Origin of the sequence: Streptomyces sp. NPDC046900, assembly GCF_040644975.1 — a bacterium.
Classification (GTDB): Bacteria; Actinomycetota; Actinomycetes; order Streptomycetales; family Streptomycetaceae; genus Streptomyces.
This window is the reverse complement of the sequence record NZ_JBEYXD010000038.1, coordinates 1-22,376: the sequence shown is the minus strand read 5'-3', so window position 1 is coordinate 22,376 and position 22,376 is coordinate 1. Positions and strand designations below refer to the sequence as shown.

Below are 22,376 nucleotides of genomic sequence, written 5' to 3'. Positions count from 1 at the left end.
CCCGGTGCGCGCGGGCTCAGGACGCCGTCGGGTCGCCGTGCAGGCGTACCGTGCTGAGGATCTTCGCGATCGTGGCGTCCGGGATCTCGTCCTTCACGCCCGTGGCGCCGTACAGGCTCCACGCGACGAAGTCTCCCGCGGAGTTCTTGAAACCGAACGTGACGGCCTTGCCGTCGGATGCGCACTTCCCCTTCTGGGGCGTGTTCTTGGACCGGGCCCAGGCGATGCTGCCCTTGATACCGGACGCCGTCGTGTACGCCTTGGCCTTCTTGTCGTACGTGACGCTCTTCTTGTCCGGCTGCGTGTAGCCGCCGTACACCCACCAGGCCACCTGGTTCACGGCGGCCTCATCCGTGGTCTTCGCGCCGTTCGCGCCCTTGGTGCCCGCCGCGGCCAGCGCCTTGTCGTCCGGCCGCCCGTCCTTGTCGTCGTCGGAGGTGCACCACTTCTCCTTGAGGAACGCGGGTGCGGACATGGTGATCAGAGGCTTGCCGTCGGCCTTGGCGCTGTCGTCCTCGAAACCGATCAGCAGCCCCGGCGACTTGACGTCCCAGTCCGGCGGTACGTCAAAGGCCGTGCCCCACTTGGGGTTGACGACGACCTTCCAGCCGGCGACGGTCGGCTTCTCGGTCTCGGTGCCGCGGGGGTTCTCCGACGCGGGCGCCGAAGGCGTCGTGCTCTGCGAGGCGCTGAGTGACGGCTTGGTGTTGCCCCCGGCGTTGTCGTCCTTGCCGTCGTTGCCGAGGACCAGGAATCCGGTCAGCCCCGCGGCCACGACCACGGCCGTGGCCGCACCGATCGCGACGTACTTGGTCCGGTTCCCGCCGCCTCCGCCGCTCGGCGGCTTCGGCGCCCCCATGGGCGAGGGCGTCCCCCACTGCTGCGCACCGGGCTGCTGATACGGGTTCGGCTGCTGGTATCCCGGCTGCTGGTACGGGTTCGGCTGCTGGTACCCCGGCTGCTGATAGGGGTTCTGGTGCTGCGGGTTCTGCTCGCCCCCGGGCGGCTGCTGTCCTGGCCACATGGACGGTAACCCTAGTGCGGCCTGTGCCACGTTTGGGTCACCGCCCATCGTCAGACCCGTACCGCAAGCGGGAGTTGAGGAATCCGGCCCCGGACCCGGAACGGATCAGGGCGACTTGGGCAACCGCGTCGGCGGGGCGGCACACCGGGGCGTGGTGGCCGGTACCCACACGTCGGTCTTCCGTACCGGTCCGGAATTCCGACGGTGGAGAAAGCGCCTGGCCCGAGGCGCTTCACCCGGGCCTGGAGCGGGGAAAACAGCGGGGTGGCCAGGATTACTACTCGTCGGTAACCTCGTCCCCATGACAATCAACAGCGCCTCGATGGGCGAGATGCTTGCCGCCACGGTCCCCATGGTGCGCACCCTGAACCTGGAGTTCGTCGAGGTGACCCCGGAGCGTGCCGTGCTCCGGCTTCCGGACCAGCCGGACTACCACAATCACCTCGGCGGTCCCCATGCGGGCGCCATGTTCACCTTGGCCGAATCCGCCAGTGGCGCCATCGTTCTCTCAGCCTTCGGCGACCAGCTCTCCCGAGCGGTGCCGCTCGCGGTGCGGGCTGAGATCGGCTACAAGAAGCTGGCCATGGGCCCGGTGACGGCCACGGCGACCCTGGGGCGCCCGGCGGCCGAGGTCATCACGGAACTCGACGCGGGCACGCGGCCGGAATTCCCGGTGAGCATCTCCGTCCAGCGCGAGGACGGGGCTGTCACGGGCGAGATGACGGTTGTCTGGACGCTGCGGCCGAACGGCTGAGGGTTTCAGCTGGAGGAACCGCGCTCCCTGGCTTCGCTGCTCTGAGGGCAGGGAGCGCTCAGGGAGATCATTGACGAAGCGCCCGCGAACCAGGCATCCATCGCCGTCCGACCCCGGCATCATGTGCGCATAGATCTTGAGCGTGATCCATGATCGACGGGTCCGAGTGCCCCAGCCACTTCGGCACCGCCACCACCGACTCCCGGGCGCCCAACTGCACCGAGGCGAACGTGTGGCGCACGGCGTGGAAGCCGTCGTCCGGCTGCAACTGCAGGTAGATGCCGACGGTCTCGTTCTCGACGACCTGCTCGTCCAGCCGACGCAGGATCGCGTGGAGACGCTCGGGATCAGGGGGCAGTTCGGGCATGGGGCCGAGTCCCAGGGCGGTATCGGGTCTGCCATGCTGAGCGCGACGAAGGAGGAGATCGTGGACGAGCCGCGCATCACCCTGTTCAGCGCCGACCTGCTCTCGAAGTGGGGTTTCCACGACGGCAGCGACCCCGACGAGTGGATCGACTACTGCGACAACAACGGTCTCGACTGGGCCAAGCTGGACTTCCCGCTCGTCGAGGTCGTCCGCCGCTTCCTTCTGCCGAAGCTGGAGCAGAACGTCACGGTCGTGGAGATCGAGACGAGCCACAACCCGATTCGCGTGGAGACGATCGACGGAGTCGACGTCAGCGAGTACTGGTGGCTGGAGAGCGAGTCAGGCCCGAAGCTCACCCCGGAGTACGTCGACGTGCCGCTCTCGGAGGTGGCACGGATCGCGCAGGAGCTGGCCGCGTGACCAGCCCGAGCGAGTCCACTTCACCCTGACCGGGGAAGGGCCGAGCCATCGGGGTGCTGCCGACGGGTGAGTGGCGCAGCCTTCGGTGCGGCCGTCTTGAGTTGCAGGCTGAGTAGAGGCGATCCGGCCGACTCGCCGCTGCCGGCGATGACCGGTATCAACTGTGCAGAGCAGACGGGGTCGGTCGCATCCGGGGGCCGACCCCGCTGCAGAGCCTGACCCTCGAGGTGTCAACCCCACCACCATCCGTGAGAGCGTCGTGCCCGTGACCGAGGCCTGGGTGATCGCTGACGGCAGCACCGCCCCCGTGGCGTCCGAGGCGGTACTGGCGGCTCTGCGGTCGAGGATCGGCAAAGGGCGGCTTGAGACGTGGCTGACCAGTTCGTACGGCCGATCGCTGGCCTTCGTGACGAACACCGAGCGCGCGATGGTGATGCTCCTCGACGGCGAAGGCGATCCAGGCGAGCACGCTGTGCATCCAGGGGCCCCCGGGTCGAGTGAGGGGTTCGTCCTCGCCAACGGGCAACATGACGAGTACCCGGACGAGGACACCGTGCCGATCGACGACGCGTTCAGGATCGTGGAGCACATCGTCGGCAAGGGATCCTGGCCTCCGTACGCCCGATGGGTGTCCGATCGCTGACCGGCAGGCTGCCGCCGGGCCAAGACAAGCCAGACAAGGACGGCGGCGACGGCGAGCTCGCTGCGCAGGCGCTGACGCAGCCGGAACGGCCTTCCGCGAGGCGTCGTCGGGGGCGGCCGAACCGGTAGGCTTCCCGGGGGTCGGCCCGAGCGGGCGTGCCCACGGAGAACGCGGACGCGAATCGGAGAGGAACCGACTGTGCACGTCCAGGAATGGCTCGACACGGTGCCCGCGGTCGCCGTCTACGCCGTGGTGGCGCTGGTCATCGGCGTGGAGAGTCTGGGTATTCCGCTGCCGGGCGAGATCGTCCTGGTGTCGGCCGCGCTGCTGTCCTCCCAGCACAGCGGCATCAATCCCGTGATCCTGGGCGCCTGCGCGAGCCTCGGCGCCGTGGTCGGCGACTCCATCGGCTACGCCATCGGGCGCAAGGGCGGACGGCCGCTGCTCGCCTGGCTCGGGAACAAGTTCCCCCGGCACTTCAGCGAGGGCCATGTCGCGACCGCCGAGCGCTCTTTCGAGAAGTGGGGCATGTGGGCGGTCTTCTTCGGCCGCTTCATCGCCCTGCTGCGGATCTTCGCCGGTCCGCTCGCCGGTGTCCTGCGCATGCCCTACTGGAAGTTCCTGATCGCCAACCTCCTCGGCGGCGTGGTCTGGGCCGGTGGTACCACCGCGGTCATCTACTACGTCGGAGTGGTCGCCGAGTCCTGGCTCAAGAAGTTCTCGTGGGTGGGTCTCGTGGCGGCGCTGCTCATCGGTCTCGCCTCGATGCTGATCGTGAGGCGCAAGGCGAAGAAGGCGACGCAGGAGAGGGAGGCGGCCGAACGGGAAGCCGTCCCGGCCGCCGAGTGAGGTCAGGGCTTCTCGTGCACGTCTCGGTGCGCCCTTGCCAGTTCCGCGTACATCGTGCCGTTCAGCGTGACGACTTCGCGCTCCTCGGGCGTCAGTTCACGCTTGACCTTCGCGGGTACGCCCGCCACGAGTGAGCCCGGGGGTACGCGCATGCCCTGCGGCACCAGAGCCTGCGCCGCGACCAGCGAACCCGCGCCGATCACCGCGCCGTTGAGCACCGTGGCGCCCATCCCGACCAGGCAGTCGTCCTCGACGGTGGCGCCGTGCACCACGGCGTTGTGCCCGATGGAGACTCGCTCGCCGACGGTCACCGGGAAGCCCGGGTCGGCGTGCAGCGTGCAGTTGTCCTGCACATTGCTGCTCGCACCGATGGTGATCCGCTCGACGTCGCCACGCAGTACCGCGCCGTACCAGACGCTGGCGCCCGCGTGCAGCGTGACGTCTCCTATCACCACGGACGTGGGTGAGACGAACGCCTCCTGATCCACCTTGGGGTCCTTGCCGCCGATGCCCGTGATCAGGGCCTTGTGCGTCATCGCCGTCTCCTCGTGGTCGGTTCACCGGCACGGTACGCCATCGGTGGGGTGAAGATCACAGCCGTCCCTACTCATGAGTACCCCCGACGCCGACTACGGTGTGCGGGTGCCCAGAAGCAAGAACACGTTCTCGTCATGGCGCCGCGGCCTCGCGCAGCGCGCCGTCCACGCGGGCTGGGCCTGGGCTCAGCGCCGGGGGGCCGTGACCGCGGAGCAGCCCGGGCGGTTCCGCTTCGGCGCGATGGGCGTGGGCACCAGGCTCGCCTTTCCGCTCGGCACCGTGTTCGGCGAACCCTGGATCCATCTCGGCGCGCACTGCATCATCGGCGAGCAGGTCACCCTGACCGCAGGGCTGATGCCCGATCTCGATCTCGGCCCCCACCCGATCCTGCGCATCGGCGACGGCGTCGTCCTGGGCCGCGGCAGCCATGTCATCGCCGACACCGAGGTCACCATCGGCAGCGACTGCTACTTCGGTCCGTACGTCTATGTGACCTCCACCAACCACTCGTACGACGATCCGCACCAGCCCATCGGCAAGCAGTGGCCGCGGATGGAGCCGGTGGAGATCGGCCCGGGGTGCTGGATCGGGACGGGCGCGGTGATCCTGCCGGGCGCCCGGATCGGACGGAACGTGGTGGTGGCGGCCGGGGCGGTCGTACGCGGAGCCGTACCCGACCATGCGGTGGTGGCCGGGGCCCCGGCACGGGTCGTGCGGCGCTGGACCCCCGATGCCGGCTGGCAGCCGCCGCTGCGGACTCCCGCTCCGGTGCCCCTACCCGACGGGGTCACCCCCGAGCAGTTGCAGGCGCTGTCGCAACTGGACGAGGGGGACATCGCCCGGCTCGCGGAGCTGGAGGCCGAGTCCTGACTCAGCCGGTGGCCAGCAGCACCGTGCCGACCAGCGCGAGGCCCGCGCCGGCCGCCTGAACGGCGCGCAGCCGCTCACTGAGGAAGCCTCGCGCGGCGAGCGCCGTGACCACCGGGTAGAGCGAGGCGAGGACCGCGGCCACGGTCACGGGGCCGTGCTGGGCGGCGAGCGCGTAGGTGCCGTTGGCGGCGACGTCGGCGAGACCGACGAACGCGAGCGCGGGCAGGGAGCCCCATGGGAAGCCCTCGCCCGGGAGCGCGGCGGCACCACGCCGCACGGAGGCGTACAGGGCGGCGCCGCCCACGGCCACATTGGTGAGGCGCTGGACGAACAGCGCCGGCAGCAGCCCGGTGACCGTGGTCGACGCCTCCGCGATCAGGGCGAACACCGTGCCGAAGCCGAGTGCCGCGACCAGCGTGAGCAGGACCGCGCGCCGCTGCACCGGCGCGCCCCTGAGCTGGGGCCCGCCCGCGAGCACGACCCCGGCCATGGCGACCGCGATGCCGGCGGCCTGCAGCAGCCCCGGACGCTCGCCGAGGACGAGCCCGACGCCGACGGGAACGGCCACGCTCAGGGTGGCGAGCGGTGAGACGACTCCCATCGGGCCCAGAGCGAGCGCCTGGTAGAAGGAGAGCAGGGCGATCGGCCCGACCAGGCCCGCGGTGAGCGCGAACCAGAGCCGGGGTCCCGCCTCGCCGAAGCCGCCGGTCGCCACCACGAGCGCGCCGAGGACGGTCGCGGCGACGGCCTGGGAGACGACGACCACGGTCAGCGCCGGAATCCGCCGGGTCAGCAGCCCGCCGCCGAAGTCGGCCAGGCCCCACAGGAGGCTCGTGGCCAGGGCGAAGAGTGCTGTCATGGACCGCCTCGCAGTACAGTTCAGTGAACGATCAGGTGCACCACACCATAGTTCATTGAATTAAACTCTGTCATACACAATATTGGACGGAAAGTGTCGGACCTCGACCTGCTGACTCAGTCCCTGGCGCGCAACGTCAAGCGCTGGCGTACCGAGCGGGGCTTCACGCTGGAGGCGCTCGCCGCCCGCGCCGGAGTCAGCCGCGGCATGCTCATCCAGATCGAGCAGGCGCGTACCAACCCGAGCATCGGCACCGTCGTGAAGATCGCCGACGCACTCGGCGTCAGCATCACCACGCTGCTCGACTACGAGCAGGGCCCCAAGGTCCGCATCGTCCCGGCCGAGCAGGCCGTGCGCCTCTGGCACACCGACGCGGGCAGCTACAACCGCCTTCTCGCGGGCACCGAGGCGCCCGGACCGCTGGAGATGTGGGACTGGCACCTGATGCCCGGCGACCACAGCGCCTCGGACCCGCATCCCTCCGGAACGGTGGAACTCGTCCATGTCACCGCCGGCGAACTGTCCCTCACGGTCGACGGCGTCCTCTACGTCGTCCCCACGGGTGCCAGCGCCTCCTTCGAGGCCAACACCCCGCACGTCTACGGCAACGACGGCGACGGCCCGACGGAGATGGTGATGGCGATCTCGGTGCCGCCCGTGCGCTGAGACGCCGGTACGGCCATGGGCGTACGGCTGTTAGCGTGCGCCCATGCGCGCACCCATCGGAGACTTCGACAACGCCCGGCCCGCCCCCGACTGCCTCGACGAGCTCGCCCGCCCGGTGGCGGACGCCCTGCGTACTTGGGCCGGCAGCGTGCCCGCCGAGCGGATCGTCTACGTCGACACCGAGCCCGAGTGGGCCGACACCGCGGTCTTCCTGGAGCACTACGGCAAGGACCTGCTCGACACGTCCGCCAACTGCGTGGTGGTCGCGGGCAAGCGCGGCAGCGAGACGACCCTGGCCGCCTGCATGGTCCTCTCCACCACCCGCGCCGACGTGAACGGCGTCGTCCGCCGTCAACTGGGCGCGCGCAAGGCGTCCTTCGCGCCGATGGAGACGGCGACGGGGGAGAGCGGGATGGAGTACGGCGGCATCACGCCGATCGGACTGCCTGGCACCTGGCCGGTGCTGGTGGACTCGGCGGTCGCCGACCTGCCGTACGTGCTGGTCGGCAGCGGTAGGCGCCGCGGCAAGCTGCTGGTGCCGGGCAAGGCGCTCGCCGAACTGGCGAACGCGGTGGTGCTGGAGGGGCTCGGCGTCTGACGGCCCTCCGGGCCGGCGCCCCCGGGTGTGAGCGCTGAGCCTGGGAGGACAGGGCCCGCCCGGCCTGGCGGAGGGGCCGCGACGCCCCGGGCCGGGTCTCAGGTGTGAGCGCCCCGCCTGGACAGGCTCGTCGGCCCCGGGAAGGGGCCCCTGGTGTGAGCGCCCGGCCCGTGCAATCCCGGGACGGGGCCGCCCCCTTGGGGCAGGGCAGCCCGGGAAGGGCCGCTGGTGTGAGCGCCCGGCCCGGGACAGGACGCGTACAACCCCGGGACGGTGCCGCCTCCCTTGGGGCAGGGACCGAGCAGCCCCGGGCCGGGTCTCAGGTGTGAGCGCCCGGCCCGGGACAGGTCGCGTACAACCCCGGGACGGGGCCGCCCCCTTGGGGCAGGGCAGCCCGGGAAGGGCCGCTGGTGTGAGCGCCCGGCCCGGGAGAGGGCCCGCGCGGCCCCGGGACAGGACCGCCCCGTTCGGGGCAGGGCAGTCAACGTAGCCCGGACAGGCCCGCCCGCCCCGGGAAGGGGCCCATGGTGTGAGTGCCTGGCCTGACTCATGCCCCTGGCGTGAGCGCTCCGCGCGAAGCCAGTACCCCCGATGTGAGCGCCCGGCGCGTGACGGGGCCCGCGCACCCCGGGACTGGGCCCACCCCGCCCGAGGCGGGCCCCCCGGGCGTCAGCCCACAGCGCGGTCGTGATGCGCCAGAGCCAGATGCGGATCCGTTTCGCCCGGTGCCGGGGCCGGATCGGCGTGGACCAGGGCCGCGGTGAGCTTCGGGACCGCGTGCAGCAGGGCGTGTTCGGCCTCGACCGCGATGGCGTGCGCGCGGCGCACGCTGACCTCGCCGTCGACCACGACCGCCACTTCGGCGCGCAGACGGTGCCCGATCCAGCGCAGCCGCAACTCGCCCACCTCACGTACGCCCGGCACTGCCCGCAGCGCCAGCTCGGCCCGGTCCACCAGCGCCGGGTCGACGGCGTCCAGCACCCGCCGGAACACCTCGCGGGCCGCGTCCCGCAGCACCACCGCGCTCGCCGCGGTGATCGCCAGGCCCACGACCGGGTCGGCGAGCTGCCACCCGAGCGCCGCCCCGCCCGCGCCGAGGAGCACCGCGAGCGAGGTGAACCCGTCCGTGCGCGCATGCAGCCCGTCGGCCACGAGAGCGGCCGAGCCGATCTCACGGCCCACCCGGGTGCGGTGCCGGGCGACCCACTCGTTGCCGACGAATCCGATGACCGCCGCCGCGGCCACGGCCGGGATGTGCTGTACCGGGCGTGGGTCCAGCAGCCGGTCGACCGCGGCCCAGGCGGCGAACGCGGCGGAGGCGGCGATGGTCAGCACGATCACGATTCCGGCGAGGTCCTCGGCACGGCCGTACCCGTAGGTGAAACGGCGCGTGGCCGCACGCCGGCCCAGGACGAAGGCGACGCCGAGCGGTACGGCGGTCAGGGCGTCGGCGGCGTTGTGCACCGTGTCGCCGAGCAGCGCGACCGATCCGGACAACACGACGACGGCCGCCTGGGCCAGTGCCGTCCCCCCGAGTACGGCCAGCGAGACCCACAGCGCCCGCATGCCCCGGGCGGAGGACTCCAGCGCGGAGTCGAGCTTGTCGGCGGTCTCGTGGGAGTGGGGGACAAAGAGGTGCCGGAGGCTGGGCAAGGGCCCGTGGCGGTGCGGGTGGTCGTGGCCGCGACCGTGGTCGTGAGGGTGGCGATGCAGACGGGCGTGATCGTGACCGGCCGCTATGTCGTGCTCGTGCCCCGCAGGCTCGTGTCCCGCATGCCCGTGCCCCGCGTGTTCGTGTCCCATCCGAAGGCCCCTTCCGCCGCGCGGCAGTGGACGCGTCCGCCCCCACAGGGCCATTATGTGCTTATGAGCGCACGCATGCACCTATCACCTGCGGATGATGCGCAGCCGCGCACGGATGGCGCGGCCGGCGACCATCCCCGCACCCCTGGCGAGGAGCAGTTCGCGCTCGCCGCCGAGTTGCTCGCCCTGCTCGGCGACCGAACCCGTCTCGCCCTCCTGCACGCCCTGACCAGTGGGGAGGCGGATGTCTCCACGCTCACAGAAGCGTGCGGCGCGGCCCGGCCGGCGGTGAGTCAGCATCTGGCGCGGCTGCGGCTCGCAGGACTGGTCCAGACGCGCAAGGAGGGCCGCAGGGTGATCTACTGGCTGCGCGACGGCCATCTGCGCAGAGTCGTGGACGAGGCTCTCAGCCTCGCCGACCACCGGCTCACCGACCGTCCGGCGCACGACTGACGGGTGCGCACGGCGCCGTGGCCGCAGGACGTGCGTGACGCCGTACCCGAACCCCCGGCTGCCGAATGCCGCATGCCGAAGGACGCGTCGCCCGGGCTGGGTGCGAGCCGGGTGAGTGACGTCAGGGCGCCCGCGTCGGGCGCCCTGACGCGACACCGGCCGTCGGCGGGCGGCAGTGCGTGCTCCTGCCGAGTGAGGCCCAGACGCGAAGTCGCACCGAGGCCGGGCGCGGCCGCACAGCCTCCCGTTCGGGCGGATGCCCCTGGCCCGGGGCCCGTTCAGTGGCTGTTGTCGTCCTCGCCCGCCTCCAGCAGGTTGGCCGCCGCACCAACGATGCTGGGATCGGGGCTGCCGACGACGTCCTTGTCCTTGTCGCCGTAGTCGAAGCGGGCCAGGACGCTGCGCATCGCCTCCACCCGCGCCCGCTTCTTGTCGTTGCTCTTCACCACGGTCCACGGCGCGTAACCGGTGTCCGTCTCGCGGAACATGGTGACCTTGGCGGCGGTGTAGTCGTCCCAGCGGTCCAGGGAGGCAAGGTCCATCGGGCTGAGCTTCCACTGCCGTACGGGGTCGACCTGACGGATCGTGAAACGGGTGCGCTGCTCGCTCTGCGAGACGGAGAACCAGAACTTCACGAGGTTCACGCCGTCGTCCACCAGCATCCGCTCGAACAGCGGCGCCTGGCGCATGAAGCGGTGGTACTCGTCGTCCGTGCAGAAGCCCATCACTCGTTCGACTCCGGCCCGGTTGTACCAGGACCGGTCGAACATCACTATCTCGCCCTCGGTCGGCAGGTGTTCGACGTAACGCTGGAAGTACCACTGCCCGCGCTCGCGCTCGGTCGGCTTCTCCAGAGCCACCACCCGGGCGCCGCGCGGGTTGAGGTGCTCGGTGAAACGTTTGATCGTCCCGCCCTTGCCGGCCGCGTCGCGGCCCTCGAAGACGATCACGAGACGGCGGCCGGACTCCTTGATCCAGCTCTGCAGCTTCAGCAGTTCGATCTGCTGGAGCCGCTTGTGCCACTCGTACTCCTTGCGCTCCATCCGCTGGTCGTACGGGTAGTTCTCCCGCCACGTGTCCACCGGGCTGCCGTCGGGGCGAAGCAACACCGGATCGTCGTGGTCGGTGTAGTCGACCCGCAGGCCTTCCGTCACCAAAGGTGTCATCACGTCCTCCCTGCCTGCTCTCTCAGTGGAACTGCGGCACGATCAGATAGATTCCGTATGCGACCGCGGCGGCGCAGGCCAGAAAGCAGAGCCCGGCCTGGGCGATGCCGAGGGCATGAGTGCCGCCGTCCCGCTCGCGGGCGGTCTCGACCTGTGCGAGGCCGAGCACGCCGAGCGCGAAGACGACGACCACACCGACGGTAACTCCGATGCTGACCGCGGTGACCTCGCCGAGGGCGGTCCAGTCAAGGTGCATGTCTCGTATCCTTCCTGGCTCAGGCGGCGGTGCCGACGCTCGAGGGGGCGGTGGCGCGGACGGTGACCTCGTGGCTGTCGTTCACGTTGTGGGCGTGTACCGGGTTGCGGCGCGAGGCGACGACGATGAACGCGGCGACGGCGGCGGCGACGAGGGCGATCACCACGGTTCCGGCGTTCCCGCCGTGCTTCACCACGGCGGCGGACACTCCTCCGACCAGCGCCGCCGACGGGAGGGTGATCAACCATGCGATCACCATGCGGCCCGCGGTGCCCCAGCGCACTTCGGCGAGCCGTCGCCCGAGTCCCGCGCCGAGGATGCCGCCGGAGCAGACCTGTGTGGTGGACAGGGCGAAACCGAGGTGGGCCGAGGTGAGGATGACGGTGGTGGACGCTGCCTCGGCGGCGAAGCCCTGCGGCGACTGGATGTCCGTGAGCCCCTTGCCCATCGTGCGGATGATCCGCCAGCCACCCAGATAGGTGCCGAGCCCGATGGCCAGGCCGGCCGTCGCGATCACCCACACGGGAGGACCGGCGTCGTGTCCCAGTGCTCCCGCGGAGATCAGCGTGAGCGTGATCACGCCCATCGTCTTCTGCGCGTCGTTGGTGCCGTGCGCGAGGGAGACGAGCGAGGCGGAGGCGATCTGCCCGAGGCGGAAGCCCTTGGTCACCGACTCCTTGCGGCCCCGGGCCGTGATCTTGTAGGCGAGGTAGGTGGCCAGCAGCGCCGCGAGACCGGCGACGACGGGCGAGGCGAACGCCGGGACCAGCACCTTCTCGACAACCTTGGCAAAGTGCACGCCGTTGCTGCCGGCGCCCACCCATACGGCGCCGATCAGACCACCGAACAGCGCGTGCGAGGAACTCGACGGCAGTCCGACGAGCCAGGTGAGCAGATTCCACAGGATCGCGCCCACCAGCCCGGCGAAGATCATCCCCGGTGTCACCAGGGTGTCGTCCACGATGCCGCCCGAGATGGTCTTCGCCACCTCGGTGGACAGAAAGGCGCCGACGATGTTCAGCACGCCGCTGATCAGGACCGCGGTTCTCGGCTTGAGGGCGCCGGTGGCGATGGAGGTGGCCATCGCGTTGGCGGTGTCATGGAATCCGTTCGTGAAGTCGAAGGCCAGTGCCGTGACGATGACGGCGGCCATGAGGAACGTGATGTGGTCCATTCCCCGATCTAAGCAACCCGAGACATGCTGACGGAGAATCACAAGCGAAGCGGAACCGTGTGTCTGATGGGCGAACAGGCACCGGATGCACAGCCGGTCAAGGGTGTAGGGAAGCCCCTGCGGGGTACGCGGCCGACTCACGGTGGCACGGTGCGGTCCCGGTGGAATGCGGAGACGGCCGTGGGCCAGAACCCCCCTAGGGTTCTGGCCCACGGCCGGTCACGCACGGGGCGCCGACGAGCCGGATCCCCCAGAGGTCAGGCGGCGGCGGGGGCGGCCTGCGAGAGCTGGTCGATGACCTTGGTCAGGCCCTCGACGACCTCGGCGTCGTCGGCGGGGTGGATCTCGGCGAAGCGGGTCACGGAGCCGGGGATGGACAGCTTGGCCTCCTCGACGACGGTGCCACCGGCGATGCCCACGGCCTTGCGGGCCTCGTCCTGCGCCCACACACCGCCGTACTGGCCGAAGGCCGTGCCGACCACCGCGACCGGCTTGCCGATCATGGCGCCGGCGCCGTACGGGCGGGACAGCCAGTCGATCGCGTTCTTCAGAACGGCCGGGATGGTGCCGTTGTACTCGGGCGAGAACAGCAGCAGGGCGTCGGCCTGGTTGGCGGCGGCACGCAGCGTGGCCGCGGCGGCGGGCACGTTGCCCTCGACGTCGATGTCCTCGTTGTAGAAGGGCACCTCGGCCAGACCCTCCTGGAGCACCACCTCCACGCCCTCGGGGGCGTGCTTGACGGCGGCCTCGGCGAGCTGGCGGTTGTGGGAACCGGCGCGAAGGCTGCCGACGAGGGCGAGGATGCGTACGGACATGGCGTTAACTCCCAGAATCTACGATCAGCACGAACGGAACGGCTGATTCCGTTGAATGTTGTACCACTTTAACCGGACCCCGGTCCACTTTCTATCACGTCAAACGGACCAGGGTCCGATTGTCTTCCCGGGGCGCTAGGCTGATCTCATGACCGAGCCGCTTCCGCACTTCCCCGCGCCGCCGGACGACCGGGGCCCCGCGGACCTCAGCCTCATGCCGAGCGGTGAGCGCGCCCAACTGCGCGCCGACGCCGCGCGCAACCGCACCCGCCTGCTGGAAGTGGCCGCCCGCCTGGCCGCCGAGCGCGGCATCGCGAACGTGACCATGGAGGCCATCGCCTGTGGCGCGGGGGTCGGAAAGGGCACGGTCTTCCGTCGGTTCGGCGACCGTACCGGCCTGCTGGTGGCGTTGCTCAGCCATCAGGAGGAGCAGTTCCAGGCGGCCCTGATCTCAGGACCGTCGCCGGTCGGTCCGGGGGCGCCCGCGGTGGAGCGCCTGCACGCCTTCGGCTCGGCCCTCATGCGCCACGAGCAGGCACACCGGGATCTGTATCTGGCCGCCCACGCGGAGCCGGGCCGCATTCGTACGAGTCCGCCGTACCAGTTCCGGCTGGCCCACGTCTGCATGCTGCTGCACGAGGCGCGCGCCGACGGCGACATAGACCTCGTCGCGCACACCCTGCTCGCCTACCTGGAGACGGTGTTCGTCGACCACCTGGTCACCGGCCGCGGGATGTCCATGGAGCGTCTCGAGGTCGGCTGGTACGACCTGGTCGACCGGTTCACCGGCCGATGTAGCGGCTGACGTCCCTTCGGGCGCCCGAAGATGGTGGCCATGACCCCTCCCAGCAGAAGAGCCGAGATGTTCGTCGCCGCCGGGCCGGATCCCCGTCCCCTCGGCCCCGCCACGGGCGGCGAACGGACCCTCCTACGCGATTTCCTCGCCGCCCAGCGCACCACGTTGGAACTCAAGTGCCGGGGTCTGCAAACGCGGTTGTCGCAGCGCTCCGTGGCGCCGTCCACCCTCTCGCTGCTCGGCCTGGTCCGGCACCTCGCCGACGTCGAACGCCGGTGGTTCCGGTGCGCCTTGGCCGGTCAGGACGCACCGCCCCGGTTCTCCTCGCCCGCCGACCCCGACGGGGACTTCACCGGGGCGATCCCCGACCCGGAGGTGGTCCTTCACGCCTGGGAGGCCTGGCGTGCCGAGGTCGCCTTCGCCGAAGTCTTCGCCGCCGACGCGCCGCACCTCGACGTCGAGGGCCATGACTCCTGGCGTGGCACGGTCTCGCTCCGCTGGGTACTCATCCACATGATCGAGGAGTACGCCCGTCACAACGGGCACGCGGATCTGCTGCGGGAGTGCATCGACGGGGCGGTCGGCGTGTGAGGAGCGCCCATGCGGGCGTGTGCGGATCGCCTATCCGGGGTGTGTCTCGGGGCTAGGACGTTTGTGCAGGTCAGCGGCTTATTATCGGACATGACAATGGTCACCGATGCAGCCTTTGCCGAAGGGCCCCGCGATGCGTTTCACTTCGATCGGGGCATCCGAAGCAAGGGAGAAGGCGGACCAGATGAGCGACCACGGCCATGGGCACGGCGCGGGAGGCCACGCCGGACACTCCCACGGTGTGTCCGCGGACGCCGACCGCCGCTGGCTGGCCCTCGCGCTGACCCTGATCACCGTGTTCATGGCGGCCGAGGTCGTCGTCGGTGTCCTCGCCGGCTCCCTGGCCCTGATCTCCGACGCGGCCCATATGCTCACCGACGCCGCGTCCATCGTGCTCGCCCTCGTTGCGATGCGGCTCGCCGCTCGTCCTGCCCGCGGCGGTTTCACCTATGGGCTCAAGCGCGCGGAGATCCTCTCCGCCCAGGCGAACGGCCTCACGCTGCTCCTGCTGAGCGTCTGGCTGGCGTACGAGGCCATACGGCGCCTCATCGCCCCACCGGCGGTCGCCGGAGGAGCGATGCTGGTCACCGCCCTCGTCGGCATCGTCGTGAACGTGGCCGCGGCCTGGTGCATCTCGAAGGCCAACCGCACCTCACTGAACGTCGAGGGTGCGTACCAGCACATCCTGAACGACCTGTTCGCCTTCATCGGCACCGCGGTCGCCGGTCTGGTCGTCGTCCTGACGGGCTTCCAGCGCGCCGACGCGGTCGCCACGCTCGTGGTCGTGGTGCTGATGGTGAAGGCCGCGTACGGGCTGCTGCGAGACTCCGGTCGCATCTTCCTGGAGGCGGCGCCCGCCGACGTGGACCCGGACGCGCTCGGCGACCGGCTCGTCGCCCGGGCCGATGTCGTCGAGGTGCACGACCTGCACGTCTGGGAGATCACCTCCGGCCAGGCCGCGCTGTCCGCGCATGTCCTGGTCGAGCCCGGCCGCGACTGCCACGCCGTCCGCCGCGATCTCGAGGACGTCCTGCGGCACGACTACGGCATCACCCACACCACCCTCCAGGTCGACCATGCCCCCGAGCAGGTCCTCCAGTTGGCGCTGCCGGGCGACCGGAAGAGGGCGGACGACGCGGATGCCCACTGCGAGGCCCCGCACGGCCCGGTGCACCGAGAGGAGCCGCACCACCACTGACGGGCACTGCCGTGCCCGTCCCGTTTTGACCGTCTCTTTTCCCGATTACCTCTGATGCAGAGGTAATCTTGCGGGTGTGGGATCGGAAGACTTCACCGACGATTTGTCGGACGCGCTCGTCGGCGTGCAGCGGCTGATCCGGCGGCGGCTGCGCCGCGGGATCAGTGCGCCGCGGCTGCGCGGTGCCGAGGTGGAGCTGTTGCGCCTCGTCGCGACGCGGCCGGGCATCGGGGTGTCGGACGCCGCGAGGGAGCTGTATCTGGCGGGAAACTCCGTCTCGACGCTCGTAAATCAGTTGGTGCGGGACGGCTATCTGGTCCGCGAGACGGACCCCGCCGACCGGCGGGCCGCGAGACTGCTGCCCACGGAGGCCGCGGAGGCGCGGCTGAGGGATTGGCGGGAGCGGCGCACGGCACTCGTGCGCCGCCAGGTGGCCCGCCTCGACGAGGTGGATCGCAAGGCGCTGGAAGCGGCCCTTCCGGCCCTGCGCAAGCTGGCGGAGAACCTGCACGAGGAGGCCGAGGAGATATGACGCGCAGCGCAACGGACGGCGAGGCCCCGAAGGTCGACGCGGTCACCTGTGCCGGACTCCGCTACTCCTTCGGGGAGACCACCGCGGTCGACGGGCTCGACCTCTCCGTCGGCGACGGCGAGGTGTTCGGACTGCTCGGCCCGAACGGAGCCGGCAAGACCACGGCGATCCGCTGTCTCACCACCCTGCTCCCGGTCCCGGCGGGCATGGTCCGCGTCTTCGGTCACGACGTGACCCGTGAGCGCATGGACGTACGGCGCCTGCTGGGCTACGTGCCGCAGCAGCTCTCCGCCGACTCCGGCCTCACCGGCCGGGAGAACGTCGCCCTGTTCGCCCGCGTGTTTGACGTGTCCCGGCGTGAGCGGACCCGGCGCGTGGAGCAGGCGCTCGCGGCCGTCGACCTGACCGCCGCCGCCGACCGGCTGGCGAAGACGTACTCCGGCGGCATGGTCCGCCGGCTCGAACTCGCCCAGGCACTGGTGAGCGCGCCCCGGCTGCTGATCCTCGACGAGCCGACGATCGGCCTGGACCCGATCGCCCGGACCAACGTGTGGGACCACATCAACGCCGTGCGGGCCGCCACCGGCATGACCGTCCTCGTCACCACCCACTACATGGACGAGGCCGACCAGTACTGCGACCGGGTCGCTCTCATGCACCGCGGTCGCGTCCGTGCCCTCGGCACGCCCGACGAGCTGAGGAGCGGCCTTCGGGAGCGGCTCGGCACCGATGGCCCGCTGCCGACGCTGGAGGACGTCTTCCGGGACGTCGCCGGCAGCGGACTCGACGACCAGTCAGGAGACTTCCGCGATGTCCGAAGCACCCGCCGCACCGCGTCCCGTGTCGGCTGATCCCGCCCGCGAGGTGGAGCTCGACCTGCTGCTGGCCCCGCCGCGGGCCCGGACCGGCTGGAAGGTGCTCCCGGCCCGGGTCGGCGCGATGTGCGCGGTCGAGCTGCAGAAACTGCGCCACGACCGCACCGAGCTGTACACGCGCGCCATCCAGCCGGCGCTGTGGCTGCTGATCTTCGGCGAGACCTTCACCCGGCTCAGGGCGATCCCCACCGGCGGTATCCCGTACCTGGACTACCTGGCCCCCGGCATCATCGCCCAGTCCGCGATGTTCATCGCCATCTTCTACGGCATCATGATCATCTGGGAGCGGGACGCCGGGATCCTCACCAAGCTCCTGGTCACACCGACCCCGCGGGCGGCGCTCATCACCGGCAAGGCGTTCGCGGCCGGGGTCAAGGCGCTGATCCAGGCGGTCGTGGTCGTCCTGATCGCGGCGGTCCTCGGCGTGGCGATGACCTGGAACCCGCTGCGACTGCTGGGCGTCGCGGTGGCCGTCGTCCTGGGCTCGGCCTTCTTCTCCTGCCTGTCCATGACGATCGCGGGCATCGTGCTCACCCGCGACCGTCTGATGGGCATCGGCCAGGCGATCACCATGCCGCTGTTCTTCGGCTCCAACGCCCTCTACCCGGTGTCCGTCATGCCCGGCTGGCTGCAGGCCATCAGCAAGGTCAACCCCCTCAGCTACCAGGTCGACGCGCTGCGCGGACTCCTCCTCGGCACACCCTCCCACCTGCTCGCCGACTTCGGCGTCCTGGCGCTGGCCGCGGCCCTGGGCATCACCTCGGCCTCGTCGCTGCTGGGGCGGCTGGCCCGCTGAGCCCGCGGTCACCGCTTCTTCCAGAACGCCATCAGATCGGCCAGGGCCCTGATGATCTCGGGACGCTCCGCCGCCTCCGCCTGGCGCAGGCTGATGAGGAGTGACAGCAGGATCATGACCACGAAGAGGCCGACCGCATAGAGGAAGAGCTGCGGAGCGGCGACGGCCACTTGCTCCAGCACGGTCCACATGGTGCCTCCCGGACGGTCCCGTCCGCCGCCTCCGAGAGGCTTCGCCCTGACGCGAAGACCTCAGCGGAGGCAGGCGGACGCCTGTCATCACCCAGCACCCGCCGACTGCGAACCCCGGTGGCGTGGTGCGGGAGGGAAGGCACGTCCTCACCGAGGAAGCCTTCCTGTACCCGGTCGGCATGGTGTGGCGCTCGTACCTCGAGCGGCTCGGCGCCACGACCGCGTCGTCCTGCTCCGTGAGTTCGGCGGGGACGGCGTCATCGAGTCCGGCGAGTCGGCGCCCTGCGCGGCCCCGTCTCGTCGACGCTGGCGGTGTGGGGCAGGCCCCTCGACACCGCCTGACCAGTAGCTTCGCAAGATCGACCATAGTCGCGAGGACAACCTGGCCCCGTCTGACCCGCACATCCGTTCACTCGTTGGGTCCTCACGGCCCGGCCATACGGGTGGCCCGGCGCCGGCCCGCGGGCCGGCGCGGCGGCCGGGGCACGGACTAGCGCAGGGACGGAATCTCGATCGCCGGGCAGCGGTCCATGACCATGTCGAGACCCGCGTCGCGCGTCCGCTCGTACGCCGCCTCGTCGAGTACGCCGAGCTGGAACCAGACGGCCTTGGCGCCCTTGGCCACGGCTTCATCGGCGACCGCGCCGGCGAGATCGCTGTTCACGAAGACATCGACGACATCGACGTCGAACGGAATGGCGTCGAGAGACGGGTAACCCTGTTCCCCGTGCACCGTCTCGGCCTTCGGGTGAACCGGGACGATCCGCTTGCCGAAGCGCTGAAGGACCTGGGCGACTCGGTAGGCGGCGCGCTGCTCGTTCGAGGAGAGACCGACGATCGCCCAGGTGTCACCGAGTTCGGTCAGGATCTTTCGGACTGTCTCCGTCTCACTGTGCATGCTCTGCCTCCGCTGGGTTGGTGTTCGCCGCAGACGGAAACGACCTTCGACTGTGTGCCATTCCCGGCGGCTCCCGGACAGTGAGGAGAGCGGGAGGAAGGTGAGCAAGAGGGGGAGGGGATCCACTGCTCTTCTCACCGAGGTCCGATCCCTCCCGACGTGTCGACGGACCCTGCGAGGTCCGGGTTCAGGCAGCATGCGCACTGCGGGAGACGGGAGCGACCCTGATCGGAGTGCGGCAGGGCACTTACCGGCCAGCAGCGCGGCGGCCAGTCCCGCCCTGTCGCCGAAGCGACGGAACAAGGTGGCCTTGCCGACCCCTGCGGCGGCCGCCACTTCGTCCAGGGAGACGTCGTCCGCACCGCGCTCGGCGAACAGCCGGGCGGCGGCCGCGAGTATCGCCGCACGGTTGCGCGCGGCGTCCGCGCGCTCTTTGGGCGCCGGGGCCGGCATCGGCGCGGAGGCGGAGAGGCCGGGCGGGTCCTGTTCATGTCTCATGTGCGGTTTTCTGACCAAAGCTGTTGTCCGGGCACGGCGGGTTCAAGGGCGCCGCGGAGTGGCGGCTCATGGTGAGCGGAGCAGCTCGCGCCGCCTCCCCGCCCCGCCTGCCGACGAGGCGGCCGCCACGAGCGGCGAGACGTTCGCGAGCTGCTCGCCGTGCGCGTAGCGGCCCTGGCGCCCGGCGGAAGGACGGGCCGCCGCGGGAGGCCGCTGGGGTAGTGCAGGCCCAGCCCAGGTGCTCTGGTTCGTCGCGGAGCCGAGAAGGGGCCGGCGGGATGCGCGTCGGCACGAGGCCCGGTACGCATCTCGCCCCACCGGGAACTCCGTACGGCCTGCGCCGGAGCCGGACCTTGCGAAGGTCAGTCGCCGATACGGGGCGGGGTGGAGGTCCCGTGGACGCGGACGCGATGGCCGTCGCCGTTGACCGGTGCGGTGCCGCAGCGCTTCGACGAGAAGTCGCTGCGGCACCGCACCGGAGGCCGCACGGATCTCTGCCCGGGACGCTCGGCGAACGGGGCCGGGAAATCCGTTGGTTCCGCTCCATCAGCTCGTGAGGCTCTCACCTCACGGCATCGATGGCCGATTCGATGACCTCGGCGACCGGCTCCGGGTTGGAGATGAGTGTGAGGTGCGAACCGCCCTCGAAGGTAGTGACCTTCGAGCCTGCCCGTCGCGCCATCTTCATCTCGGACGCGGGAGTGATGATCCGGTCTCCGGTACTGATGAAGAACCAGGAGGGAATGGTCTTCCACGCCGCGTACTTGGAAGGGGTGTTGAGGGCGGCGGTCGAGGCGGCGCGTTGCGAGGCCCAGAGATCGGTGGCCTGTTGCACCGGCAGGTTGTTGGCGAAGTTCTTCAGGAAGACGTCCTTCTTGAGATAGAGATTGCTGGCTCCGGCCGGGGCGTTGGCGTAGGGCACCGAGTCGAACAGCGTGCTCGCCGGTGCGTTGAGGGCGGAAGTGGAACCGCTCAGGGACGCCGTGGTCTCCCCGACAGCCGGGGCGGCGGCGTCGACGAAGACGAGTGCCTTGACGTTCCCGGTCTGGGCAGCCGCATTGGTGATCACAGCGCCGCCGTACGAATGCCCGACCAGGACGACGGGTCCGGGGATGCTCTGCACGAAGTCGGCGACCGTGCGTGAGTCGGTGGTCAGGTTCTGCAGCGGGTTGGCGATGGCGCGGACGGTGTATCCCTTGCGCCGGAGGATGTCGATCTCACCGTTCCAGCTCGATGTCCCGGCCCAGGCGCCGTGCACCAGCACCACGGTGGGCTTGCTGCTCTTCGACGCCGGGCTTCCGGCGAGCTGGACGGTGGCCGTCCGGGCGATTGCCTGTCCGTTCCTGGCCTCGGTGCTGCAATTGATGGTCAGGGCGGTCCCTGCGACAGTGGCTGCCGATGCGCACAGTGCGATCCGTATGAGGCTTCTTCGTGATCCGAAGACATGCATGAACGGGCAGTCCTCCTTTGCTCTTCTGCTCCACCCGAGCGTGCGACTGCGAGGATGCGCTTGCATCGGAAGGCGTCGCCGAGCAATCCGTGGCCGGACATGAGATCGGCCTCTTCTGCGACACTAAGTGCCCGCTGGTGCACAGTGCTCGTTACGAGGGGTCCAATGGGTGATGTTCCGGTCCCCATCGGCGGAAACGGCCGTGGCGATCGTGGTGCGGGGTCAGCCGAGTTTGCGTCGTAGTTGCAGGCTGTACAGCACCAGGAGCGAGGGCGCGATCAGCCCTGCGGCGACGCAGGTCACCACGAACAGCACCCACAGGCTGGCTGCCGGAGCCGCTGCGTGCTGGATGGTCAGATGCGTGCCCAGCAGGTAGGGGTACTGGGCGACGCCCCAGCCCGCGACGACGGTGGCGATCGCGATGGCCGCCAGGGTCCGTACGACGGAAGGGCGGCCCCGGCGCAGCAGGAGCAGCGCGGCGAGGCCGCACACGCCGGAGACGGCGAGGAGGGGAGCGCCCACCGTGCGCAGCTGGTGGAACAGGCGCGGGGAGTCCGTGTGCAGGAGGAACACACCTGCCAGTGCCCCCAGACCCGCGGCGATGCCCGCGCCGAAGGCCCGGTAGCGGAACGCCTTTTCCAACGAGGTGTCTCCACGGCGCTGGGCCTGCCCGGTGAGGAACACGGCGGCGAGATAGGCGCAGACCGTGACCGCGAGTACTCCGCCGAGAATGGACGTCGGGTTGACCCAGCTGGTCAGCGCGTCACCGTGCCCCGCCGAGGGGACGCGTCCGGAGGCGATCCCGCCCGCGATGGTGCCGAAGAAGTACGGGGTCAGTACCGACGAACAGGCGAAGACGGCACCGCTGATCCGCTCGCCCCGGCTCCGGGTCAGCACATGACGGAAGGCGAAGCCCGCTCCTCTCGCGACGATGCCCAGTGCCGCCAGCCCGAGAGGGATGTACAGGGTGGTGGTGATCGCGGTGAAGGCCTGGGGAAAGCCCGTCCAGATCGTGACGAGGCAGAAGATCAGCCACGTGTGGTTGGCCTCCCACACCGGGCTGAGGGAGAGGTTGATCAGCTCGCGAGCGTGCCGTCCCCGGGCAGGCCCCCCGGCCGTCAGGTCCCAGAAGCCGGCCCCGTAGTCCGCCCCACCGAAGAGGGCATAGGCGATGACCCCGACGAACAGGATCGCGGCGATCAAGGTGCTCATTAGAGGACCATCCCTTCTGCAGCCCTCATGGGTGGGGTTGTGACCTCTCGGTCCCGGTGGGTGCATGGCCATGGGTGCGCGCCGT

The 22,376-nt window shown here is 70.4% G+C and carries 27 protein-coding genes and 1 pseudogene; 14 read left to right on the top strand and 14 right to left on the bottom strand.

Annotated features, from left to right (window positions below):
• Positions 1–16 precede the first annotated feature (16 nt).
• The gene (locus ABZ904_RS29795) at positions 17–1,024 is read right to left on the bottom strand and encodes a hypothetical protein (RefSeq protein ID WP_359398353.1); all 1,008 of its coding nucleotides are present in this window, start codon (positions 1,022–1,024) and stop codon (positions 17–19) included.
• A 301-nt stretch (positions 1,025–1,325) separates the two neighbouring features.
• On the opposite strand from ABZ904_RS29795, the gene ABZ904_RS29790 reads away from it, so the two are divergent.
• Positions 1,326–1,778, top strand: a complete 453-nt coding sequence (locus ABZ904_RS29790) for a DUF4442 domain-containing protein (RefSeq protein WP_361826657.1) — start codon at positions 1,326–1,328, stop codon at positions 1,776–1,778.
• A 67-nt stretch (positions 1,779–1,845) separates the two neighbouring features.
• Here the strand turns inward: ABZ904_RS29790 and ABZ904_RS29785 are convergent, their stop codons facing one another.
• The gene (locus ABZ904_RS29785) at positions 1,846–2,145 is read right to left on the bottom strand and encodes a hypothetical protein (RefSeq protein ID WP_359398357.1); all 300 of its coding nucleotides are present in this window, start codon (positions 2,143–2,145) and stop codon (positions 1,846–1,848) included.
• 33 nt (positions 2,146–2,178) lie between these two features.
• On the opposite strand from ABZ904_RS29785, the gene ABZ904_RS29780 reads away from it, so the two are divergent.
• From ABZ904_RS29780 to ABZ904_RS29770, 3 genes are all read left to right on the top strand, one after another.
• On the top strand, positions 2,179–2,565 hold the full coding sequence (locus tag ABZ904_RS29780) for a hypothetical protein (RefSeq protein ID WP_359398359.1): 387 nt from the start codon (positions 2,179–2,181) through the stop codon (positions 2,563–2,565).
• Positions 2,566–2,830: 265 nt separating this feature from the next.
• Positions 2,831–3,208: a hypothetical protein gene (locus ABZ904_RS29775; RefSeq protein ID WP_361826653.1), complete on the top strand. Its 378-nt coding sequence runs from the start codon at positions 2,831–2,833 to the stop codon at positions 3,206–3,208.
• Between the two features lie 198 nt (positions 3,209–3,406).
• Positions 3,407–4,057 (top strand): DedA family protein, encoded by a 651-nt coding sequence (locus tag ABZ904_RS29770; RefSeq protein WP_359398363.1) that lies wholly within the window; start codon positions 3,407–3,409, stop codon positions 4,055–4,057.
• A gap of 2 nt (positions 4,058–4,059) precedes the next feature.
• On the opposite strand, the gene ABZ904_RS29765 is transcribed toward ABZ904_RS29770, so the two are convergent.
• Complete coding sequence (locus tag ABZ904_RS29765; protein ID WP_361003050.1) at positions 4,060–4,593, bottom strand: gamma carbonic anhydrase family protein; 534 nt, start codon at positions 4,591–4,593, stop codon at positions 4,060–4,062.
• A gap of 106 nt (positions 4,594–4,699) precedes the next feature.
• On the opposite strand from ABZ904_RS29765, the gene ABZ904_RS29760 reads away from it, so the two are divergent.
• Entirely contained in the window at positions 4,700–5,464 is a 765-nt protein-coding gene (locus tag ABZ904_RS29760) for an acyltransferase (protein WP_361003073.1), read from the top strand.
• A gap of 1 nt (position 5,465) precedes the next feature.
• Here the strand turns inward: ABZ904_RS29760 and ABZ904_RS29755 are convergent, their stop codons facing one another.
• A complete protein-coding gene (locus ABZ904_RS29755; protein ID WP_359398369.1) occupies positions 5,466–6,323 on the bottom strand; it encodes a DMT family transporter in 858 nt (285 codons plus the stop codon).
• A 93-nt stretch (positions 6,324–6,416) separates the two neighbouring features.
• Between ABZ904_RS29755 and ABZ904_RS29750 the strand changes: the two genes are divergently transcribed.
• On the top strand, positions 6,417–6,989 hold the full coding sequence (locus ABZ904_RS29750) for an XRE family transcriptional regulator (RefSeq protein ID WP_359398371.1): 573 nt from the start codon (positions 6,417–6,419) through the stop codon (positions 6,987–6,989).
• 43 nt (positions 6,990–7,032) lie between these two features.
• Positions 7,033–7,587 (top strand): YbaK/EbsC family protein, encoded by a 555-nt coding sequence (locus tag ABZ904_RS29745; protein ID WP_359398373.1) that lies wholly within the window; start codon positions 7,033–7,035, stop codon positions 7,585–7,587.
• 669 nt (positions 7,588–8,256) lie between these two features.
• On the opposite strand, the gene ABZ904_RS29740 is transcribed toward ABZ904_RS29745, so the two are convergent.
• A complete protein-coding gene (locus tag ABZ904_RS29740) occupies positions 8,257–9,300 on the bottom strand; it encodes a cation diffusion facilitator family transporter (protein WP_359398405.1) in 1,044 nt (347 codons plus the stop codon).
• Positions 9,301–9,453: 153 nt separating this feature from the next.
• Between ABZ904_RS29740 and ABZ904_RS29735 the strand changes: the two genes are divergently transcribed.
• On the top strand, positions 9,454–9,843 hold the full coding sequence (locus ABZ904_RS29735) for a metalloregulator ArsR/SmtB family transcription factor (RefSeq protein ID WP_361826647.1): 390 nt from the start codon (positions 9,454–9,456) through the stop codon (positions 9,841–9,843).
• Between the two features lie 278 nt (positions 9,844–10,121).
• Here the strand turns inward: ABZ904_RS29735 and ppk2 are convergent, their stop codons facing one another.
• The 4 genes from ppk2 to ABZ904_RS29715 all read right to left on the bottom strand — a co-directional run bounded on the left by ppk2 (position 10,122) and on the right by ABZ904_RS29715 (position 13,254).
• Complete coding sequence (gene ppk2 / locus ABZ904_RS29730) at positions 10,122–11,009, bottom strand: polyphosphate kinase 2 (RefSeq protein WP_359398377.1); 888 nt, start codon at positions 11,007–11,009, stop codon at positions 10,122–10,124.
• Positions 11,010–11,031: 22 nt separating this feature from the next.
• Entirely contained in the window at positions 11,032–11,265 is a 234-nt protein-coding gene (locus tag ABZ904_RS29725; protein ID WP_361003057.1) for a hypothetical protein, read from the bottom strand.
• Between the two features lie 19 nt (positions 11,266–11,284).
• Complete coding sequence (locus tag ABZ904_RS29720; RefSeq protein ID WP_361826643.1) at positions 11,285–12,439, bottom strand: inorganic phosphate transporter; 1,155 nt, start codon at positions 12,437–12,439, stop codon at positions 11,285–11,287.
• Positions 12,440–12,696: 257 nt separating this feature from the next.
• Positions 12,697–13,254 carry an NAD(P)H-dependent oxidoreductase gene (locus ABZ904_RS29715; RefSeq protein ID WP_359398383.1) on the bottom strand — a complete coding sequence of 186 codons (558 nt, stop codon included), beginning with the start codon at positions 13,252–13,254 and terminating at the stop codon, positions 12,697–12,699.
• A gap of 148 nt (positions 13,255–13,402) precedes the next feature.
• Between ABZ904_RS29715 and ABZ904_RS29710 the strand changes: the two genes are divergently transcribed.
• From ABZ904_RS29710 to ABZ904_RS29685, 6 genes are all read left to right on the top strand, one after another.
• Positions 13,403–14,059: a TetR/AcrR family transcriptional regulator gene (locus ABZ904_RS29710; RefSeq protein WP_361003064.1), complete on the top strand. Its 657-nt coding sequence runs from the start codon at positions 13,403–13,405 to the stop codon at positions 14,057–14,059.
• A 30-nt stretch (positions 14,060–14,089) separates the two neighbouring features.
• The gene (locus tag ABZ904_RS29705; protein ID WP_359398387.1) at positions 14,090–14,641 is read left to right on the top strand and encodes a DinB family protein; all 552 of its coding nucleotides are present in this window, start codon (positions 14,090–14,092) and stop codon (positions 14,639–14,641) included.
• Positions 14,642–14,825: 184 nt separating this feature from the next.
• Positions 14,826–15,839 carry a cation diffusion facilitator family transporter gene (locus ABZ904_RS29700; protein WP_359398389.1) on the top strand — a complete coding sequence of 338 codons (1,014 nt, stop codon included), beginning with the start codon at positions 14,826–14,828 and terminating at the stop codon, positions 15,837–15,839.
• A 76-nt stretch (positions 15,840–15,915) separates the two neighbouring features.
• Positions 15,916–16,371, top strand: coding sequence for a MarR family transcriptional regulator (locus ABZ904_RS29695; protein WP_359398391.1), 456 nt, complete (start codon positions 15,916–15,918; stop codon positions 16,369–16,371).
• Positions 16,368–17,222 (top strand): ATP-binding cassette domain-containing protein, encoded by an 855-nt coding sequence (locus ABZ904_RS29690; protein WP_359398393.1) that lies wholly within the window; start codon positions 16,368–16,370, stop codon positions 17,220–17,222. Before ABZ904_RS29695 ends, ABZ904_RS29690 begins: the two co-directional genes overlap by 4 nt.
• Positions 17,182–18,042: an ABC transporter permease gene (locus ABZ904_RS29685; protein WP_359398395.1), complete on the top strand. Its 861-nt coding sequence runs from the start codon at positions 17,182–17,184 to the stop codon at positions 18,040–18,042. The genes ABZ904_RS29690 and ABZ904_RS29685 overlap by 41 nt, the downstream gene beginning before the upstream one ends.
• Positions 18,043–18,050: 8 nt before the next feature.
• Here the strand turns inward: ABZ904_RS29685 and ABZ904_RS29680 are convergent, their stop codons facing one another.
• The 5 genes and pseudogenes from ABZ904_RS29680 to ABZ904_RS29660 all read right to left on the bottom strand — a co-directional run bounded on the left by ABZ904_RS29680 (position 18,051) and on the right by ABZ904_RS29660 (position 22,291).
• Positions 18,051–18,233: a hypothetical protein gene (locus ABZ904_RS29680; RefSeq protein WP_359398397.1), complete on the bottom strand. Its 183-nt coding sequence runs from the start codon at positions 18,231–18,233 to the stop codon at positions 18,051–18,053.
• 490 nt (positions 18,234–18,723) lie between these two features.
• Positions 18,724–19,131, bottom strand: a complete 408-nt coding sequence (locus ABZ904_RS29675; RefSeq protein ID WP_359398407.1) for a CoA-binding protein — start codon at positions 19,129–19,131, stop codon at positions 18,724–18,726.
• Positions 19,132–19,401: 270 nt separating this feature from the next.
• Positions 19,402–19,584: pseudogene (locus ABZ904_RS29670) on the bottom strand (TetR family transcriptional regulator); the annotation flags it as partial.
• Positions 19,585–20,191: 607 nt separating this feature from the next.
• Positions 20,192–21,079 carry an alpha/beta hydrolase gene (locus ABZ904_RS29665; RefSeq protein WP_361826636.1) on the bottom strand — a complete coding sequence of 296 codons (888 nt, stop codon included), beginning with the start codon at positions 21,077–21,079 and terminating at the stop codon, positions 20,192–20,194.
• Between the two features lie 222 nt (positions 21,080–21,301).
• Positions 21,302–22,291, bottom strand: coding sequence for a cytochrome d ubiquinol oxidase subunit II (locus ABZ904_RS29660; RefSeq protein WP_361826633.1), 990 nt, complete (start codon positions 22,289–22,291; stop codon positions 21,302–21,304).
• Positions 22,292–22,376 lie beyond the last annotated feature (85 nt).

What these genes read in the sequence shown, in the direction of transcription:
- ABZ904_RS29795 (WP_359398353.1), bottom strand. Translation starts at nt 1,024, where the DNA reads ATGTGGCCAGGACAGCAGCCGCCCGGGGGCGAGCAGAACCCGCAGCAC.
- ABZ904_RS29790 (WP_361826657.1), top strand. Translation starts at nt 1,326, where the DNA reads ATGACAATCAACAGCGCCTCGATGGGCGAGATGCTTGCCGCCACGGTC.
- ABZ904_RS29785 (WP_359398357.1), bottom strand. Translation starts at nt 2,145, where the DNA reads ATGCCCGAACTGCCCCCTGATCCCGAGCGTCTCCACGCGATCCTGCGT.
- ABZ904_RS29780 (WP_359398359.1), top strand. Translation starts at nt 2,179, where the DNA reads ATGCTGAGCGCGACGAAGGAGGAGATCGTGGACGAGCCGCGCATCACC.
- ABZ904_RS29765 (WP_361003050.1), bottom strand. Translation starts at nt 4,593, where the DNA reads ATGACGCACAAGGCCCTGATCACGGGCATCGGCGGCAAGGACCCCAAG.
- ABZ904_RS29755 (WP_359398369.1), bottom strand. Translation starts at nt 6,323, where the DNA reads ATGACAGCACTCTTCGCCCTGGCCACGAGCCTCCTGTGGGGCCTGGCC.
- ABZ904_RS29745 (WP_359398373.1), top strand. Translation starts at nt 7,033, where the DNA reads ATGCGCGCACCCATCGGAGACTTCGACAACGCCCGGCCCGCCCCCGAC.
- ABZ904_RS29735 (WP_361826647.1), top strand. Translation starts at nt 9,454, where the DNA reads ATGAGCGCACGCATGCACCTATCACCTGCGGATGATGCGCAGCCGCGC.
- ppk2 (WP_359398377.1), bottom strand. Translation starts at nt 11,009, where the DNA reads ATGACACCTTTGGTGACGGAAGGCCTGCGGGTCGACTACACCGACCAC.
- ABZ904_RS29725 (WP_361003057.1), bottom strand. Translation starts at nt 11,265, where the DNA reads ATGCACCTTGACTGGACCGCCCTCGGCGAGGTCACCGCGGTCAGCATC.
- ABZ904_RS29720 (WP_361826643.1), bottom strand. Translation starts at nt 12,439, where the DNA reads ATGGACCACATCACGTTCCTCATGGCCGCCGTCATCGTCACGGCACTG.
- ABZ904_RS29715 (WP_359398383.1), bottom strand. Translation starts at nt 13,254, where the DNA reads ATGTCCGTACGCATCCTCGCCCTCGTCGGCAGCCTTCGCGCCGGTTCC.
- ABZ904_RS29710 (WP_361003064.1), top strand. Translation starts at nt 13,403, where the DNA reads ATGACCGAGCCGCTTCCGCACTTCCCCGCGCCGCCGGACGACCGGGGC.
- ABZ904_RS29705 (WP_359398387.1), top strand. Translation starts at nt 14,090, where the DNA reads ATGACCCCTCCCAGCAGAAGAGCCGAGATGTTCGTCGCCGCCGGGCCG.
- ABZ904_RS29700 (WP_359398389.1), top strand. Translation starts at nt 14,826, where the DNA reads ATGAGCGACCACGGCCATGGGCACGGCGCGGGAGGCCACGCCGGACAC.
- ABZ904_RS29690 (WP_359398393.1), top strand. Translation starts at nt 16,368, where the DNA reads ATGACGCGCAGCGCAACGGACGGCGAGGCCCCGAAGGTCGACGCGGTC.
- ABZ904_RS29685 (WP_359398395.1), top strand. Translation starts at nt 17,182, where the DNA reads ATGTCCGAAGCACCCGCCGCACCGCGTCCCGTGTCGGCTGATCCCGCC.
- ABZ904_RS29680 (WP_359398397.1), bottom strand. Translation starts at nt 18,233, where the DNA reads ATGTGGACCGTGCTGGAGCAAGTGGCCGTCGCCGCTCCGCAGCTCTTC.
- ABZ904_RS29675 (WP_359398407.1), bottom strand. Translation starts at nt 19,131, where the DNA reads ATGCACAGTGAGACGGAGACAGTCCGAAAGATCCTGACCGAACTCGGT.
- ABZ904_RS29665 (WP_361826636.1), bottom strand. Translation starts at nt 21,079, where the DNA reads ATGCATGTCTTCGGATCACGAAGAAGCCTCATACGGATCGCACTGTGC.
- ABZ904_RS29660 (WP_361826633.1), bottom strand. Translation starts at nt 22,291, where the DNA reads ATGAGCACCTTGATCGCCGCGATCCTGTTCGTCGGGGTCATCGCCTAT.